The organism is Streptomyces soli, assembly GCF_003999195.1.
GTDB classification, from domain to species: domain Bacteria; phylum Actinomycetota; class Actinomycetes; order Streptomycetales; family Streptomycetaceae; genus Actinacidiphila; species Actinacidiphila soli.
On record NZ_RJVR01000182.1, the window covers coordinates 1 to 15,966 of the forward strand.

The window sequence follows — 15,966 nt, forward strand, 5'->3', positions numbered from 1 at the left end:
CCGCCAAGCCGGCCGCCGCCAAGCGCACGCCCGCCAAGCGCGCGCCCGCCAAGACCACCGCCGCCGCCCGGCGCTGACCCCCCCTGGCGGGCCGGGTCGCGTACGGCCCGGCCCGCCCTCAATCCCTTGGAGTTACTGATGACAGCTCAGCTTGTAGAGACAACGTCCCTGTGGGCGGCCGCGCACGATGTCGACGCGAGACGGCCGCGCTCCCTGCAGCGGCAGCTCGGCGCGTCCGACACGGTGTGCGAGCGCCGCGCCGCCTACGTCCTGTTCGGGGCCACGCCCTCCGACTGGTCCGAGAAGCGGGCCGCGATCTTGGGCACCTACATTCACGAGGGCCTGCTGGGTGCCGCGCGCAGCGAGTACGGCTGGCTGGTGGAGATGGCGGTGGCCGACGAGACGATCCGGGGCCACATCGACGCCGTGCAGCTCGATGAGGCCACCACTGCCCGCGTCCCGGCCCGGCACCGGCCCAAGGTGCCCGCAGAGCACGGCGTGACCGTGGAGGACGTCAAGACCAAGTCGACGTACCTGTGGGACAAGGTGCGCCGCTACGGGCCCTCGGCGGCCGAGCTGCGCCAGGTGTACCTGTACGCGGATCTGCTGCGCACGACCGGTTTCGAGGACCGGCGCGGCCAGCGGTACCTGGCCAAGCTCGGCCCGCTGGAGGTGGCGCGGATCCGCTTCCGGTTCGTCAACCGCGACAACGGCGAAGAGCACGTCGAGGAGTTCGCGTTCGACCCGAACGAGGCCACCCGCGCCCGCTGGTGGGTCCAGCGCGTGCGGGAGCTGAACTCGCCCGAGGAGGGGCGCCGTGACTTCGACGGGCCGGGCCTGGACGCCATCTGCGACCACTGCCCGTTCATGACGGCCTGCTGGGGCCTGCCCAAGAGCCCCGGCGCGGCGGTGCAGACCGTGCTCATCCACGACGACGCCGACCGGACCAAGGCCCTGGAGGAGTACGTGCGCGGCCACGAGCTGGAGACCGAGGGCAAGCGCATGAAGGGCCTGGCGCGCAAGAAGGTCGACCTCTCGCCGGCGGGCGTGTACGGCGCGAACGAGCTGGTGTGGCTCGGTGGGAACGACGTCTGGGCGGGCGACGTGCAGGCCATGGTCGACCTGCACGAGTCGGCGGGCCTGACGGTGCCGATGGTGCCCGACGAGAAGGCCATGGTCGCCAACTTGAAGGCCGCCGGCGTGGCCGTCCCGGAGCGCAAGACCGGCAAGGTCACGTCCAAGACCATCAACGTGCGGGCCTACAAGGCCTAGTCGGACCGTTGCCGCCCGCCCCCTGCCCGGGGCGGGCGGCAGCGTGCCGTCAGAAGGGGAACCGTTCCATTGTCCATTCACCTGATGCTCGTCGCCGCGTACCTGCCCGACGATGTGGTCACCCAGAGCCAGAAGCTGGCCCTGATGAAGATATGCGACTCGGCCGACGACGAGACGCGCCTGTCCAAGCCGGGCATGAAGCGTGTCCGCGCGTGGGTCGGCGTCGGGGAGAAGCGGTGCACGACCATCGTCACCGACCTGGTCGCCAAGGGCCTGATTGAGCGCGTGGAGGTCGGCATGCTCGGGCGCCGGGCGGTGTACCGGGTCTTCCCGCTGGGGGTGCCCGCGATCCCGTCCAACGACGACCTGGACGCCCGTTTCCAGGCCGCCGACGCCGCGCCGAAGAACTCGCGCCTGGCTCGCCCGGGCGTCGATCGCGCAGCACCGTCCAAGCCTGCGATGACACACGAGGACATCGACGCGCGGGAGAACCTTGACGTGATGTCGCTGGCAGCCGGCGAGGGCGTGAAGCGGCCAGGGTTCCCCCGGGGGAACCCTGACGATGACCAGCCCAGGGTTCCCCCGGGGGAACCCAAAGGGTTCCCGCAGGGGAACCCCAAGGGTTCCCCCGGGGGAACCCCTTCTTTTCCTTCTTCTTCCTATGTCCTTCCTTACCCCCCTACCCCCGCGGCTGGCGCCGCAGGGGAGCCGCGCGGCTGCCCCAAGCACTCGACTCCGGCTGCCAGTTGCCGCGCCTGTGGAACCAATCCGCGCTCCGCGCGTGCGGCCCGCGAGCGCGAGCGGTCGGAGGCGGACCGGCAGGCTTCGCAGGAGTGGCTGCGCGGCTGGCAGGCCGACCTCGAGGAAGCGCGGAGGGTGGCCGAGGAGCGGCCCGGCGATGTGGAGTCGGCCCGGGAGCTGGCCCGCCAGGCGGCAAGGGCCGCGCGGGAAGGGGTCGGTGACCCCGACCCCCCCGGAAAAAAATCTTGACCCCCATCCCGGATTTGCTAAGATAAGAGGAGCAGGGAAGGGGGAGCGGCCCCCCACCCACCGGCCCGAAAGGCAGACATCATGAACCACCTGATCGACATTCACGACGACGACGCGGCTGACGCCGAGCGCGCCGCCGCCGAGCTGGCCGAGATCGACGAGATCGACGCTCACGAAGCCGAACTCGCCGCCGAGGGCGCCTGACCCCTCCCGCCGGGGCGGCGGGCAATCCCGCCGCCCCGTCCACTGTGTGCCACACCTTTCAATCGTTCGACTTCCACCTCTTGGAGTACGGCATGAGCCACCTGCCCACGGTCCACCGCTTCGACGACACCACCGAGGCGTACGACGCCACCCAGTGCCGCGACGACATCCGCGACGGCGACGTCCTGGTCATCGAGCGGGAAGGGGTCGTCGGCTTCCTCGTCAGCGCCTGGCCCGTCGCCGTCACCGCGCTGCACGGCGAGTTCCACGGCCTGACCAAGCCCGCCCAGGAGTACCGGGGGGGCCGCTACGTCGAGGCCGCCGAGCACGCCGAGCAGATAGCCCGCGATCTCGGTTTCCCCCTGCGCGCCGACGTGCCGGACCCCGCCGCCGGCGAGCCCGCTCAGACCGTCTGACCCCCCCAGCCGGGCGGCGGGCCATCTCGCCGCCCGGTTTCCATAAGTGCCACAACTCTGTACTGTGACGTCCGCTCACCTCTTGGAGATCACGTTGAACCTCGCCCCCATGCCTGACCACGGCCGCACCGGCCGTCCCGAATGGCAGGCCCTGTGGCTGCAGTTCGAGGCCGTCACCACGCCGCTGCGCTCGGCCGGACTCGTCTGCGACATCGAGACCTGCGGCGGCCAGAACGTCATGTACGTGAACCTGCCCGACGGCAGCCACCTGGTCATCGCCGACGACCACGACCTGCCCGACCGTCTCGCCGACGTCACCGGCTGGCGCGTCACCCGCGGCCACCACGACAACCCGACCGTCGGCGGCGTGGCGTACGACTCCACCGCCGAAGGCGCACACAGCCAGTACGGCGCCGACACCGCCGAGCTGCTGCCCGCCATCGCGACCTTCGTGAGGTCCCTGCCCGACGTGGACACCCAGGCCGCCGGACAGTCCCTCCGCGAGCTGCTGGAGCGCACGCCGCCGCGCTACGCCGTCAGCTTCGTCGGCGTCGGCTCCCAGCACGCGGCCGCCGGCCGGATCGTCTCCGGTCCCTTCGACGCCCACCTGGAGGCGGTCAAGGAGTACGGCTTCCAGACCCATCAGCTGGAGCAGGACGGCTGGCGCATGGTCCACGAGCAGGGCGGCACCTCCTGGCCCCTGACGGTCTGGGAGAGCCGCGACGTGGTGCAGGTCGTCTTCGTCGCCCGCCTCCCCAGCTCCTGACTGCGCACCCGACCGGACCGGCCCCGCACCCCTGTGTGCGGGGCCGGACCGCACTTCTTGGAGATACCGCCCGTGGACACCACCACCCCCGCCGCCGAGCCGAAGGCGGCGCCCGCCCCGGCCCGCCAGTGCTGGTGCGTCATCAACCACCCCGTCACCGACGCCCAGCGCGCCGAGCTGGGTGAGGCCGTCACCTACGCCCGCAACATCGGCGACCTGGAGGCCCTGCCGCTGCTCCTGGCCCGCCTCACCGGCCCCTGCCCCGCCCGCACCTGACAGCCCCTCCGCCCCGCGCCAACCGGCGCGGGGCGGCAACCCCTTGGAGAAACACCCGTGGAACTCACCTTCAACGACCTGCTCGCCGGCGCAGGCGGCTCCTCCACCGGCCTGGTGGAGTCCGGATGGCGCGGCAAGCTCGCCATGAATCACTGGAAGACGGCCATCGACAGCCACTCTTCCAACCACCCGGACATCGAGCACATGGTCGCCGACGTCACCGGCTACCCCATGCGGTATTTGCCCCGTACGACCCTTTTGTGGGCTTCGATCATCTGCACCGAGGTCAGCCCGGCGGGCGGGCGCCGCCCCGAAACCGACCAGTTGGACCTGCTCGCCGACACCGAAGGCTTCGAGGAGCTGACCAAGGACGCCTTCGAGCGGACCCGCGCCACCGCCTGGTGCGTCGTGCGCGCCACCGAGGCCAAGCGGTTCCCCTACGTGGTGGTCGAGAACGTCGTCGAGTTCACCTTGTGGAAGCTGTTCAAGACCTGGCTCAAGGCCATGCAAGAGCTGGGCTACGAGCACCAGATCATGTGCGTGTCCTCGGCGCACGTCGGCGACGAAACCAACCTGCGCGCCCCGCAGTGGCGCGACCGCATCTACCTCTGCTTCAACCGCAAGGGCCTGCCCAAGCCGGACCTGTCGCCGCGCCCGCTGGCCCACTGCTTCGACTGCGGCACCGATGTGCGCGCCAAGCAGGCGTGGCACACCCCGCGCAACCGCATCGGCAAGTACGGCCAGGACTACGACTACCGCTGCCCCAACCGGCGCTGCGCCCACGCGATCGTCGAGCCCTACGTCCGCCCCGCCGCCTCCATCATCAACTGGGACGACCTCGGCGGGCGCATCGGCGACCGCAAGAAGCCGCTGGCCGACACCACCATGGACCGCATCCGCGCCGGGCTGGTCAAGTTCCCCCACCGGCCCCACTCGATCACCCTCACCCACGGAGTCGGCGGCACCGACCGCGCGTTCGCCGTCGGCGACCGGCCGCTGCCGACCCGCACCATCAAGCAGGGCGACGCCCTGCTCGTGCCGACCGGCGGCTCCTGGAACACCACGCCCGCCGACATCCTCGACCCGATGCGGACCCGCCTGACCCGCGAGAGCGAAGCCCTGCTCACCGCCGATCCGGACCCGTTCGTCATCACCTACCGCAACCACGCCGCCCCCACCCCGGCCACCGAGCCGATCACCGGCGTCACCGCCCAGGGCAACCACCACGGCCTGATCATCCCCGGCGGGCCCGTCCCCGCCCAGCTGCGCAACGCCCTGGTCATCCCCTACCGCAAGGCCGCCGTCAAGACCGCCGCCGAACCGGTGCACACCCTGTCGACGCGCGACTCGGCCGCTCTGCTGCGCTCCGCGCCGGCGGTGGAGGACTGCTTCTTCCGGATGCTCAAGCCCCGCGAGCAGCTCGAAGCCCAGCGGTTCCCCCGCCGCTACATCGTGCTCGGCACGTTGGCCGAGCAGACCATGCAGGCCGGAAACGCCGTGTCGGTGAACGTCGCCCGGCACATCGGCGAGCGCATCAAGGCCGCCCTGTAGCCCCCCTGGCGGGCCAGGCCCAACCGGCCTGGCCCGCCGCCCCCATTCACCGCCCGAAGACCCCTTGGAGCCCCTTGTGACCACCACTGATCACCGCGCGGAAGCCGCCCGGCTGCTGCGCGAAGCCGAAACCACCTACCGCGACGGCCTCACCTCCAGGCCCCGGCCCAACCAGATCGCCTTCGGCGAGGAGCCCGTCGACCGGGCCCTGCGCGTCGCCGGACTACTGACCGCGATGGCCCACGCCCACGCCGCCCTCGCCACCCCCGCCCCGGCCGCCGACGGCCCGGTGTGGCTCGCGTCCCGTTCCGCTATCCCGCTCGGCTACTACACCGGCCGCGAGGCCGCGCAGGAGCACTGCGAGGACGACGCCCGCACCATCCAGGGCCTGACCGGCGACCTGCGCTGGGCGAGCGACGCGTACGAGGACGAGGACGAGGACGGCGACCGCCTGGAACTCCACGTCGCGGCCGAGCCCAGCGGCTACACGGTCACCGCCATCACCCCCGCCGCCGCCTACGACCCCCAGGAGGAGCTGTGACCGCCTCGTGGCTCTCTCGCGCACCCTGCGACGGCCTGGACGGCTTCACCCCCAGCGAGGACGCCTGGGAGACCGCAGGGGACCTCAAGCGCCTGTGCGGGTCCCGGTTGGGCTACTGCAAGCCGTGCCCGTTCCGCGCTGAGTGCATCGCCGTCGTCAAGCCCGCCCAGGCCATGTTCGACGGCGTCGCCGGCGGCCGCGTGTGGTGCAACGGCCTCGTCATCGACGCCCTCGACGACGTCAGCGACGACGAGCTGGCCGAGCCGAAGCTGCGCGCCACCTGCGGCACCGAGGCCGGAGCCAGGGACCACAACCGCTACGGCGAACGCCCCTGCACCTCCTGCCGCCAGGTGGCCCGCCAGGTCGCCGCTCGCCGCAGGAAGGAGAGGGCCAAGCAGCCCACACAGATGCAGCTCGACATCCCGTCCGTCGCCTGACCGCATCCCGCCGCCCCGCCCCCAACCCCTGGGCGGGGCCGACCCCCCGGAGACACGACCATGCCCCAACGCACCGCCCGCCCGCTGCGCCAGGCCCTGCAGCCGATGATCGCCGGAGCCGTCCTTGCCGCCTCCCACCCCGCCCTGACCGCCGACAGCATCGAGATCGACCACGTCGACGCCGACGACGGCGAGACCGGCGTGGGCCTGCGGGTGTTCCTGTACCACCCGGCGCCGGGCCTGTTCGAGCAGTGGGCCGACGCCATCGGCGCGGCCAGCGTGGGCGCGCCCCGGCAGACCAGCCGGCTCGGCGAGATCAGCCGCCACGCGATCGGCCGCGTCGGCCACACCCCCGTCGAGGTCACCTGCGTGACCGCCACAGGCGACACCGGCGGCCCGAAGTGATCCGCACCAAGAACCGTGCCTGCACCGGCAAACGCCGCCACGACAGCCGCGACGAGGCCGTAGAGCACCGTGCGCGGCTGCTCGCCCGAGGCGCCGTACGCCTGGCCGTCTACCCGTGCCGCCGCCGCGCCTGCGGCGGCTGGCACGTCGGCCACCTCCCCAAGCCCCGCACCACCCGCTGACGACCCCCCGGAGACCCGCGTGAACCAGATCAACGCCCTCAGCGCCCGCCTCGGAGAGCGCGCCGCCGGATCGTGGCAGGAAGAAGCCGCCGTGTGGCTGCTCGCCGAGCACGGCCACTGGCTGGCCGAGCTGCAGCGCACCCAGCTGGTCGACGCCGACGCCGACGGCTCCTCCCGCATCGCCTGGAGACAGGTCACCTCCGCGTGCCTGTACCCCCGCGACAGCGCCATGGTCGGAACCCTCTCGGAGTGGCAGGTCCTGCGCCTGGCCTGCGTCCTGACCGGCCGCCACGCCCTGTCCCTGGCCGACCTGGACTCGCTGGACGAGACCAACAAGCGCCTGGCCCTGCACGCCGTGGCGTGGGCAGCCGGCGGCCGCGCATGGGCCGACAGCCTCGCCCTCCTCGCACCCTGACCACACCCCCCCCTCAAGCCGGGCCGCGACCCGCGGTGCCCACCACCCCCGCGGGCGCGGCCCATTCCACGCACACCACGTCAAGGAGCAGAGCCCCTATGGACATGGACACCACCCGCCGCGCCCAGCTCGTCATAGACGTCCTGCGCCACGCCGTCGCGGGCGACCACGACGACGCCATGCAGCTGATGGCCGAGATCGCGCAGGCCAGCGACGGCCAGGAGATGTACGGCGTGTGCTGCGCCCTGGCCGAGGCCGCACGGCAGACCCTGGTCCGCCTGTACGGGCACCCGGCCCCCGAAGGGCTGTGGGCGCTGGTCGCACCCGACCCGGCCGACGGCCCCCGCCACCCCGCGCACACCTTCGCCCTGCGGTTCGTCACCGCCTTCGCCAACGACGACATGCCGACCTGCGAGGCCCTGTACGTGACGGCCGCCCGCGCCGGCGGCGAGGACTACAGCCACTCCGTCACCGCGCTGGTCGGCGTCGTCGCCCGCCTGACGCAGGTCGCACTGGAGGAACTGGCCGCCCGCGACGAGACGCCGACCACCCATCCGTACTGATCCACACCCGAGAGCCGCGCCCGCGGTGGCCACCACCCCCGCGGGCGCCGCTCCTCCCGAGAGAAGGAACGCACCATGCAGACAGCCCTGTTCGACCGAGCCGCCAACCCCACGCGGCCCCGCTCAGCTCCCGGACTACAGCCCTCGGTACTCCTCCGGGAGCGCCACCCCGGTGCGCTCATGCAGTCGAACCACGTCTTGCCGGTCCTTGGCGGTCGGCTCATAGCCGACGTGGCACAGCATCTGGGTCGCCGCATCAACACACCGGACCTCACGCCCGCCGATTCTCCCCATCACCGGTGCCGGGTAGTAGAACTGCGCTCCTGCTGCCAGCAGTTGGTGGCCTCCGCCGTCGGCGGTCGGAGTGATCGGGTGCAGGTCGATCTCTCGGCAAGCGTCATCCGCGACCGCGAGTGCCGTAGGCAACCAGTCCCGCAACACGTTGGTGAAGCCAGCCTGGCCCAAGGTCGCCCAAACCAGGGGCACCTGGTCAAGGAGCACGACGAGGTCGAGGTCCGAATGCTCTCGCGTCGCCTCGCCGAGCAGCGCGTCGACGCCCCAGCCGCCGTCCACCCAGGCGCTCGCCCCCATGCTCTCCAGCAGATCCAGGATCTCGACCACATCGAGTTCACGCATCACGGGCGCACTCTCGCAGACCCCATCAGCTCCACACCATCCAGTTTCACGCAAGCACGGACTGACACCACTGGCCCGCCGCCGCTGCGCGCCGACGGCTTGGCGCTGCGCATGGCCCTGGCCGCATGAGCACCCCTGCGAGCGGCCCGGTCTGCGACGAGATGAACCACAACAGCGTCGGCCATGAGGTGTTCTGCATCCTCGACCCCGGCCACGACGACGACCACGACTGCGGCGAGTTCACGTGGCCGCGAGAGGACTAGTAATGACGATGCCTCATGCACAGGCGGTCCAGATCACTGGCGATGCCCTGGCCCGGGCGGTGGCCGGCGACGCCCGAGGCGGCGCCGAACTGCTCGTGCCGCTGATCGCGGACGGCCGGCGGACCGCGTACGGGCTGGCGGCGGCGCTCGCCGAGACCGCCTCCTTCATCGCCCGCCGCGAGCAGCAGCCCGGCACGTTCTTCGGGACGACCGTCGACAACGTCGTCACGGGGGAGCCGGTCGGGATCGAGGAGTTGCCGCCCGAGATCCAGTTCGCCGCCCAGTTCACGACGGCGTGGGCGAACCGCGACCAGGACGCGGCGATGGCCCTGTTCGGCGCGCTGGTGAACAAGGCCGAGGCGTCGGAGGGTGCCGAGCTGGTCGACGGGCTGCTGGCCCTGTTCCAAATGGCTGTGGCTACTGCCAAGGCCGTGTGCGCCCAGGGGCGACGCTCGTGAGCGACCTTGCCGCCGCGCCCGGCGCGTGGCTGTCCCCGGACGGGCGGTCTCCGCTGGTGATCGGCGTGGACCCGTCGCTGTCGTGCACGGGCATCGCCGGTGACGGCTGGGCCGATGCGCTGCGGCCCAAGGGGCGCGGCCACGAGCGGCTGCAGTGGCTGCGCCAGGAGGTCCGGGAGCGCACCCGCGCGGCCGACCTGGTCGTCATCGAGGGCGCGGCGTACGGGCAGGGTGGGCAGGCCGGGCACCACGAGCTGGCGGGCCTGTGGTGGATCCTCACGCAGGACCTGTGGGAGCACGGCATCCCGTACGCGGTGGTGACCCCGCACGGCCGCACGATCTACGCCACCGGCTGCGCGAACCCGGCGCAGGACCACCCGCGGGAGAAGCGGGCGCGCATCGCCAAGGGCATGGTCCGCGACGCGGTCGCGGAGCGGTACGGCCTGGACTGTCTGGGGCCGGGCAAGTACGACCGGGCCGACGCGTTCATCCTCGCCGCGATGGGCCTGCACTGGGCGGGGTGGCCGCTCGCGGCGGTGGAGGACACGCACAGCCGGGCGCTGGAAGCGGTGCCGTGGCCCGAGCAGGAGCCGGAGCCGGAGCCGAGCAGTAGCCCGCTGACCTGCGGTGATGCGAAAAAAATTGTTGACCCCAGGCCGACGTTTGCTATAATAAGAGAAGTGGCCGAGGGGAAGAGCCCCCCGCGCCGTTGATAACAAAAGAGAGAGTCATCGTGGCGAAGAACACGAGCGAGCAGCCGATCATCGAGACCGCTTCCACCTTCGGTGGCGGCTGGAAGATGGTGGTCAAGCACACGCACGAGACCGGCGTGACCGTTACGGAGGTCTGGGCCTTCGGTGCGTTGCTGAGCGTCACGACGCTGACGGTCGACGGTGTCGTCACCGTCGACGTTCCTTCGGCCTCCTGATCCATTCGCCGGGCGGCGGCGTTGCCGCCGTCCGGCGAATGTGCCACACCGTTCGATCGTGACAACGAAAGAGAGAGTCATCGTGCAGATGGACCACAGCGCACGCGCCGCCGCCTTGGTGAGGTTCAACGAGCTCGGCGAAGAAGAGATTGACCGCCGGGCCGTCCTTCACCTGGAGAAGTTCAAGGAGAAGGAAGGCCGGGAGATGGCCGACCAGGAGTTCAACGACTTCGTGCGCGACTACCGCAGGGGGTTCGTCACCCTGAACCCGATGGGTGAGGTGGCCATAAGGCAGACGGCCTAGCCGGCCGGATGCCGCAGGGCCTGGGGGGCGGGAAGTCCGCCCCCCAGGCCCAAGGTATGCCACAACTCTCAAACACTCTTGGAGGAAGCCTTGCTCATCACCGACCCGACCGACCGGCTCGCCGGCCCGTACACGCTCGGCAACACCGGCAGCGTCACCAGCCGCCTCGCCGACGTCCTCGACGGCCCGCACCTGCAGGCCCTGCTCGTCGAGCGGTTCGCCCTCGACGTGTGGGGCGCCGAGCAGGCCGCGGCCTCGATCGGCACGACCATTCAAGCCACTTGGCGGGCCAGCTCCTACGGCGAGGTCTTCCAGACCTGGCTCGGCCGCATGCCCGAGACGCTGCTCAAGCTCCTGGTGGAGATGGCGGCCCGTGCCGCGAACGACGAGTTCGCCAGCTGCCACGAGCTGCGCATCGCGCGCTTGATGCTCACCGAACTCGACCTGGAAATCCGCAACCGCTGACCGCCCCCGGGGGCCGCCACACCGGCGGCCCCCGGCCCTTTTCACCCACCGGGAGAACCGTGAACACCGTCCTGGCCATGTTCGCCGCCAACCTCGGCGAGCGCGCCGAGCTCGTCGCCACCGTCGGCGACAACGTCTACGCCCGCTTCGGCGACGACCCCCGTGTCTTGAAGATCACCTGCACGCCGGCGGCGGCGGACGAGGTGCGGACCGCGCTCATGGTCATCGACCCCGAGCACGGCCCGATCGACGCGGCCAGCTTCATCCACACCCGCGCTCACGAGACCTCACACGCCCTGCAGCAGCTCGACGCGTTCATGTCGATCTGGTTCTGACCCCCGGCCCGGCCGCCCACCCCGCCAGGTGGGCGGCCGGGCCGCTCCACCCTCCGCACCATCAACCCCAGGGAGCAACCATGAGCACCATCCGCGCCATCCGCCTCGACGTCGACGGCCGCATCACCGACCTCGAAGTGCCCGCCGGCGACGGCCTGTCGGCGGCCCTGCGCCTGGTCGTCGACGGCTGGGTCGAGATCGCCCACTACGGCCGCCCCGACGGCTCCCACCGCCTGTCGGTGGCCGTGGACTCCGACGGCTTCGCCCGGGAGAAGCAGCCGAACCTGTTCGCCACGTCGATGGTCGCCGCCGTCCGCCTGCAGCAGCTGCGGTATCCCCTGGTCGGGGATGTCGTCCTCCTCGGCGCCCTGAACCACGCGCTGCAGCACACCGACGTGCCCAAGCCGGTGCGCGAGGTCCTGCCGCAGATCGTCAACGCCCTCAAGCCCCGCTACACCGCGGCCACTTCCTGACGCATCCGACCGCGCGGCGGCCGGGCCCACCACGGGCCCGGCCGCCCGCCCACGCCCGAGAGGACCACATGAAACGCACCATCGACACGTTGCTCCCGGCCGACCGGCCCGGACTGCCCGACCCGAAGACGTTCACCCTGACCGAGCCCCTGCCGCCCGAGCAGTGGCCGGCGTTGTCCCTGAGCTGGCGGGACATCGCCCCGACGGTCCTCGAATGCGACCGGCTGCGGGGCGACCTGACGGACAGCCTGCTCTTCGCCGAGGGTGCGCTCGGGCCTGTCGCGCTCGTGGGCAAGCCCCCGGCCCGGTACGGCCGGGGCTGGCTGTGGCGCTGCCAGGTGCACACGCTGTGGGGCTTCTGCGCCTCGGCCCAGTACGTGAGCCGCGACTGCACACGGTCCGGTATGCGGCCGACCAGGGACGAGGCCCGCGAGGCCGCCCGCCGGCACGTCACCGACCACCACCAGGACGCGGCCGTTCCCTACACCGCCCGCTACACCCACTTCGTCCGCCGCTGGACCCGCTGACCCCCCTCACCTTCCATCCACCAAGGCGCCCCGTCCTCACTCGCTGAGGGCAGGGCGCCTTGTCACTGACACCCGAAAGGACAACCACCGTGAACACCACCCCGGCCCTGTACGTCCAACCCTCCGGCCACACCGAGCCCTTCTACCTGCACGGCGAGCCCAAGCGTCAGCAGTGCGACATCGCCGACGAGCTGGAAGGCCCGGTCACCGCCTGGCGGCTCGGCCGCCACATGACCGTCCACACCGCCACCCCCGCCTACGAGCGCACCCGCAACGAGATCGTGCGCGCCGCCTGGCGCGACCTCGCCGGCGGGTCCGCCCCGGACCTGCGCGGCCCCGCCATCATCACCGGCCCGAAGCGCCGCGACGGCCTGCTGCAGCCGCTCCCGCACCACAGCTTCGAGCGCGTCCAATACTGGGCACGCCTGCGGCACTCGGCGGCCGTCCGCCGCCGCCCGCAGGTGTCCGCAGCCCAGCACATCGGCACCCGCGACCTGCAGTGCGACGCGCACGCGGCACACCGCTTCCCCGACAGCGGCCGCTGGGCGTTCGTCGTCCTGGACGGCATCGGCGACGAGGTGGAGGTGCAGGACCACGTGCGGACCTGGGCGCCCGCCCTGGCCCGCAGGGCCGCCTGCCTCGGCGACCCGGCCGAGGCGATCCGCCAGGTCCGCGCCAAGATCCTCGCCGGACTGCGGGGGCGGCGCTGGTTCTACTTGGACCCGGGCGCGGTCGCGGTCGTGGCCGTGTATGACCCCGCCGACCCGCTGCTGCGCCTGGCCTGGTCCGGTGACGCCCGCGCCTACCGGCTCTCGCACATCGGCACCATCGAGCCGCTGACGAAGGACCACAACTGGGCGCAGGAACTGCTGGACGCCGGCCGTGAGCCCAAGGCGTGGGACCACAACTCGGTGACGGCGAACCTGGAGGACGGCGTCATCGGCAGCGCGGAGGTGGACATCGATGTGGTCGCGCAGCTCGTCCTGTGCTCCGACGGTGTGTACCACCCGCTGGAGACGCACGAGCCGGGCCTGCTGGAGGAGGCCGCGCTGCTGGCCCTGGACGCCAAGGACAGCGCGGCCTCGCTGGTCGCCGAGGCCCTGGCGCAGGGGCGTATGCGTGAGGCGACCTGCGACAACGCGACCGCGCTCGTCGTCAAGTTCCCGCGCTAGGGCGCCCGAAAAAAGTCCGCCCAGAACCAAAGATTTTCCCCCGCATGCGGACACATACCCCCAATCTGGTACAATAAGAGAATGAGGAGGGGGCGGCTGGCCCCCCCTCACCCCTTCGACCCCTTGGAGAGCAACGTGACCACCTCGACCCTCATGCCCCTTCCCCCCATGCCCCTGCCCCCGCACCAGTCGGGGCTGATCATCGAAGCCGTCGAACGCCACAACGTCTCGGGCGGCCAGGTCCGCGAGGCCCTCCAGCGCGTCAACCAGGCCATCAACATCGCCTGGCGCATCCGCCCCGCCGACCAGCTCGGCCTCACCGAGGCCCAGTTCACGCAGCTGGTCTGCCACTGCTGCTACCCGCAGGTCCTCGACGCCGCGTTCACCGCCGGCGGCGTCGCCGACGTGGCCGTCCGCATCCGCAGGTTCGTCGCCGAACTCGACGCCTGACCCCCCCGGCCGGGCGGCGGGCCATCCCGCCGCCCGGCCCTCACATGTGCCACACCACTCAACCGAACACCTCTTGGAGTCCAGCATGCCCGTCACCCTCAAGCGGCCGCCCCGCCGCTGGATCGTCGTCTTCCACGACGACACGTACGCGATGCGCATCATCGCCGTACACCTCGCCCCCCAAGTCCCCGACGCCTACGACGAGCTGCGCACCGAGCTGTACGTCGAGTGCCTGTCCTCCATCGACGTCGAGGCCACCAACGCCGGCCAGGCCCGGCGCACCGCCCGGGACCTGCGCGACGTCGACCGCATCCGCACCGTCTGCGCCCGCCTGCGCGCCGACCGCACCCAGCGCCGCACCGCCCCGCGCACCTGCACCGCCCCCGGCGGCCGCCAGGCCCTCGCCCACGCCTCCCAGACGGTCGCCCTGACCCCGGACGCCACCCTGCGCGCCGACGGCATCGTCATGACCGCGCTGCGCGCCGGATACCAGCACCGGCCCATACGCGAACACCACCTGACGTTCGAGCAGTACGTCGACCACCTCACCGTCGACGCCGCGGCGACCCTCTACCAGCACGCCGCGCTGGTGGCCGCAGGCCGCAACGAGGAGGCCGTGGCCGTCCTCATCACCGCACTGCGCGCCGCCGCCACCACCGTCTGACCCCGCCCCATCCCACCCCTGGGCCGGGCCCCGCACCCGCGGGGCCCGGCCCCTTCCACACCCGGAGGAACACCGTGCCCGAGATCGAAACCAGGGTCTGCATCGACGACACGCTCGGCCCCTATGACGCCAAGCTCGACCCCGCGAACCGGTGGAACGGCTGGCTGTCCCCGCGCTTCACCCTCGACACCGTCCGCAAGCTCGCCGCCCGCACGCAGGAGATGGCCGACGAGTACGGCAACGACTGCGTCGACACCATCCACGTCATCGACGGCGGCACCGACAGCGAGCACGAGCCCCGAGTGGTCGTCCTGCACATCCGCTGGCAGTGGTTCGACGAAGGCGGCAAGTCGGCCACCTCGATCATCCAGCCCGCCGAGGGCCTGTACGCCATCGGCGGCTGGGAGTGGACCTGGCACTACGCGACCTGGTCGTGCGCCTGCGGCTCCGGAGCGGTCTGGCACGAGGCCAACTGCCAGGGCTGCGGCCTCCCGCGCCCGGAAACCGCCGCCGGCGAGGCCAGCCCCGACACCGTGGCCCCCGCCGCCGACACCACCGTCTGACCCCGCACCAACCCACCCCTGGGCCGGGCCCCGCACCCGCGGGGCCCGGCCCCTCCCGTACCCGGAGCAATCCATGGCCACCCGCTCCCTCATCGCCCGCCCCACCGAAGGCGGCGGCTTCACCGGACGCTACGTCCACTTCGACGGCGAACCCCGCGCCCGCGTGTGGGCCCTTCGCTTCCTGGTCCTCGACGTCCACCGCGGCGACCTCGAGGCAGCGGCCCGCGTCCTGCTGGACGAGCACCCCAACGGCTGGGTCACCCTGCCCAACACCGACGCCGGCGAGTGCTTCTGCCACGGCGACCAGGTCGGCGACCGCATCGACATGGGCCAGCTCACCCACGAGAGCACCGGCAAAGGCCTGCAGTACGCGTACGTGATGCACCCCGACCGCATCGACGTCCACATCCCCAACGAAGACGGCACCGGCTGGGACCTGCTCCGCAGCGCCCCCTGGGCCTGGTCCGCCTGACCCCGCGCCACCTCTCCTGCAGCGCCCCACCGCCCCGGCCGATCCCGGCCCGGGTGGCGGGGCGCCGTCATGCCCACACCCCGAAGGAGCAACCGATGGACCAGCTCGACCTGTTCGCCACCGCCGAGGAGATCCCGGCGACCTTCACCGCCCGCCCCACCCCGCCCCGCCCGGCCGCCGTACCCGCACCCCGACCGGCACCGGCACCGGCGCCGGCGCCGCGCCCGGTCGTGGCGGC

Annotated in this window: 28 protein-coding genes; 27 read left to right on the forward strand and 1 reads right to left on the reverse strand. The window is 71.9% G+C overall.

The window, feature by feature from the left end; all coding sequences use genetic code 11:
• The first annotated feature begins 138 nt into the window (after positions 1 to 138).
• From EFK10_RS16655 to EFK10_RS16710, 13 genes are all read left to right on the forward strand, one after another.
• A complete protein-coding gene (locus EFK10_RS16655; protein WP_127356474.1) occupies positions 139 to 1,272 on the forward strand; it encodes a PD-(D/E)XK nuclease family protein in 1,134 nt (377 codons plus the stop codon).
• 69 nt (positions 1,273 to 1,341) lie between these two features.
• Complete coding sequence (locus EFK10_RS16660; protein WP_127356475.1) at positions 1,342 to 2,262, forward strand: hypothetical protein; 921 nt, start codon at positions 1,342 to 1,344, stop codon at positions 2,260 to 2,262.
• Positions 2,263 to 2,343: 81 nt separating this feature from the next.
• Complete coding sequence (locus EFK10_RS52095; RefSeq protein WP_265737520.1) at positions 2,344 to 2,466, forward strand: hypothetical protein; 123 nt, start codon at positions 2,344 to 2,346, stop codon at positions 2,464 to 2,466.
• Between the two features lie 92 nt (positions 2,467 to 2,558).
• Positions 2,559 to 2,882: a hypothetical protein gene (locus tag EFK10_RS16665; RefSeq protein ID WP_127356476.1), complete on the forward strand. Its 324-nt coding sequence runs from the start codon at positions 2,559 to 2,561 to the stop codon at positions 2,880 to 2,882.
• A gap of 109 nt (positions 2,883 to 2,991) precedes the next feature.
• Positions 2,992 to 3,648 (forward strand): hypothetical protein, encoded by a 657-nt coding sequence (locus tag EFK10_RS16670; protein ID WP_127356477.1) that lies wholly within the window; start codon positions 2,992 to 2,994, stop codon positions 3,646 to 3,648.
• Between the two features lie 72 nt (positions 3,649 to 3,720).
• Complete coding sequence (locus EFK10_RS16675; RefSeq protein WP_127356478.1) at positions 3,721 to 3,924, forward strand: hypothetical protein; 204 nt, start codon at positions 3,721 to 3,723, stop codon at positions 3,922 to 3,924.
• 57 nt (positions 3,925 to 3,981) lie between these two features.
• Positions 3,982 to 5,475: a DNA cytosine methyltransferase gene (locus EFK10_RS16680; RefSeq protein WP_127356479.1), complete on the forward strand. Its 1,494-nt coding sequence runs from the start codon at positions 3,982 to 3,984 to the stop codon at positions 5,473 to 5,475.
• 76 nt (positions 5,476 to 5,551) lie between these two features.
• Positions 5,552 to 6,016 carry a hypothetical protein gene (locus EFK10_RS47450; RefSeq protein WP_164836022.1) on the forward strand — a complete coding sequence of 155 codons (465 nt, stop codon included), beginning with the start codon at positions 5,552 to 5,554 and terminating at the stop codon, positions 6,014 to 6,016.
• Positions 6,013 to 6,453, forward strand: a complete 441-nt coding sequence (locus EFK10_RS16690; RefSeq protein WP_127356480.1) for a hypothetical protein — start codon at positions 6,013 to 6,015, stop codon at positions 6,451 to 6,453. The genes EFK10_RS47450 and EFK10_RS16690 overlap by 4 nt, the downstream gene beginning before the upstream one ends.
• 60 nt (positions 6,454 to 6,513) lie before the next feature.
• On the forward strand, positions 6,514 to 6,858 hold the full coding sequence (locus tag EFK10_RS16695; RefSeq protein WP_127356481.1) for a hypothetical protein: 345 nt from the start codon (positions 6,514 to 6,516) through the stop codon (positions 6,856 to 6,858).
• A complete protein-coding gene (locus EFK10_RS16700; RefSeq protein WP_127356482.1) occupies positions 6,855 to 7,040 on the forward strand; it encodes a hypothetical protein in 186 nt (61 codons plus the stop codon). The genes EFK10_RS16695 and EFK10_RS16700 overlap by 4 nt, the downstream gene beginning before the upstream one ends.
• 19 nt (positions 7,041 to 7,059) lie before the next feature.
• Complete coding sequence (locus EFK10_RS16705) at positions 7,060 to 7,455, forward strand: hypothetical protein (protein ID WP_127356483.1); 396 nt, start codon at positions 7,060 to 7,062, stop codon at positions 7,453 to 7,455.
• 98 nt (positions 7,456 to 7,553) lie between these two features.
• Positions 7,554 to 8,018, forward strand: a complete 465-nt coding sequence (locus EFK10_RS16710; RefSeq protein ID WP_127356484.1) for a hypothetical protein — start codon at positions 7,554 to 7,556, stop codon at positions 8,016 to 8,018.
• A 135-nt stretch (positions 8,019 to 8,153) separates the two neighbouring features.
• On the opposite strand, the gene EFK10_RS16715 is transcribed toward EFK10_RS16710, so the two are convergent.
• Complete coding sequence (locus tag EFK10_RS16715; RefSeq protein ID WP_240677262.1) at positions 8,154 to 8,654, reverse strand: nucleotidyltransferase domain-containing protein; 501 nt, start codon at positions 8,652 to 8,654, stop codon at positions 8,154 to 8,156.
• Positions 8,655 to 8,779: 125 nt separating this feature from the next.
• Between EFK10_RS16715 and EFK10_RS47455 the strand changes: the two genes are divergently transcribed.
• The 14 genes from EFK10_RS47455 to EFK10_RS16780 all read left to right on the forward strand — a co-directional run bounded on the left by EFK10_RS47455 (position 8,780) and on the right by EFK10_RS16780 (position 15,728).
• Positions 8,780 to 8,917, forward strand: coding sequence for a hypothetical protein (locus EFK10_RS47455; RefSeq protein ID WP_164836023.1), 138 nt, complete (start codon positions 8,780 to 8,782; stop codon positions 8,915 to 8,917).
• 2 nt (positions 8,918 to 8,919) lie between these two features.
• Positions 8,920 to 9,375, forward strand: a complete 456-nt coding sequence (locus EFK10_RS16720; RefSeq protein ID WP_127356486.1) for a hypothetical protein — start codon at positions 8,920 to 8,922, stop codon at positions 9,373 to 9,375.
• On the forward strand, positions 9,372 to 10,088 hold the full coding sequence (locus EFK10_RS16725; protein WP_206305475.1) for a hypothetical protein: 717 nt from the start codon (positions 9,372 to 9,374) through the stop codon (positions 10,086 to 10,088). The genes EFK10_RS16720 and EFK10_RS16725 overlap by 4 nt, the downstream gene beginning before the upstream one ends.
• 20 nt (positions 10,089 to 10,108) lie before the next feature.
• A complete protein-coding gene (locus EFK10_RS16730; protein ID WP_127356487.1) occupies positions 10,109 to 10,303 on the forward strand; it encodes a hypothetical protein in 195 nt (64 codons plus the stop codon).
• A gap of 58 nt (positions 10,304 to 10,361) precedes the next feature.
• Positions 10,362 to 10,607: a hypothetical protein gene (locus EFK10_RS16735; RefSeq protein WP_127356488.1), complete on the forward strand. Its 246-nt coding sequence runs from the start codon at positions 10,362 to 10,364 to the stop codon at positions 10,605 to 10,607.
• 90 nt (positions 10,608 to 10,697) lie between these two features.
• Positions 10,698 to 11,072, forward strand: a complete 375-nt coding sequence (locus EFK10_RS16740; RefSeq protein WP_127356489.1) for a hypothetical protein — start codon at positions 10,698 to 10,700, stop codon at positions 11,070 to 11,072.
• A 59-nt stretch (positions 11,073 to 11,131) separates the two neighbouring features.
• A complete protein-coding gene (locus EFK10_RS16745) occupies positions 11,132 to 11,407 on the forward strand; it encodes a hypothetical protein (protein ID WP_127356490.1) in 276 nt (91 codons plus the stop codon).
• A gap of 80 nt (positions 11,408 to 11,487) precedes the next feature.
• Positions 11,488 to 11,880, forward strand: a complete 393-nt coding sequence (locus EFK10_RS16750) for a hypothetical protein (RefSeq protein ID WP_127356491.1) — start codon at positions 11,488 to 11,490, stop codon at positions 11,878 to 11,880.
• A gap of 68 nt (positions 11,881 to 11,948) precedes the next feature.
• On the forward strand, positions 11,949 to 12,407 hold the full coding sequence (locus EFK10_RS16755) for a hypothetical protein (protein ID WP_127356492.1): 459 nt from the start codon (positions 11,949 to 11,951) through the stop codon (positions 12,405 to 12,407).
• An 89-nt stretch (positions 12,408 to 12,496) separates the two neighbouring features.
• Positions 12,497 to 13,579: a PP2C family protein-serine/threonine phosphatase gene (locus EFK10_RS16760; protein ID WP_127356493.1), complete on the forward strand. Its 1,083-nt coding sequence runs from the start codon at positions 12,497 to 12,499 to the stop codon at positions 13,577 to 13,579.
• Positions 13,580 to 13,714: 135 nt separating this feature from the next.
• The gene (locus EFK10_RS16765) at positions 13,715 to 14,029 is read left to right on the forward strand and encodes a hypothetical protein (protein ID WP_127356494.1); all 315 of its coding nucleotides are present in this window, start codon (positions 13,715 to 13,717) and stop codon (positions 14,027 to 14,029) included.
• Positions 14,030 to 14,114: 85 nt separating this feature from the next.
• Entirely contained in the window at positions 14,115 to 14,693 is a 579-nt protein-coding gene (locus tag EFK10_RS16770; RefSeq protein WP_127356495.1) for a hypothetical protein, read from the forward strand.
• Positions 14,694 to 14,767: 74 nt separating this feature from the next.
• Positions 14,768 to 15,256 (forward strand): hypothetical protein, encoded by a 489-nt coding sequence (locus EFK10_RS16775; RefSeq protein ID WP_127356496.1) that lies wholly within the window; start codon positions 14,768 to 14,770, stop codon positions 15,254 to 15,256.
• Between the two features lie 73 nt (positions 15,257 to 15,329).
• Complete coding sequence (locus EFK10_RS16780) at positions 15,330 to 15,728, forward strand: hypothetical protein (RefSeq protein WP_127356497.1); 399 nt, start codon at positions 15,330 to 15,332, stop codon at positions 15,726 to 15,728.
• The last annotated feature ends 238 nt before the right edge of the window (positions 15,729 to 15,966 follow it).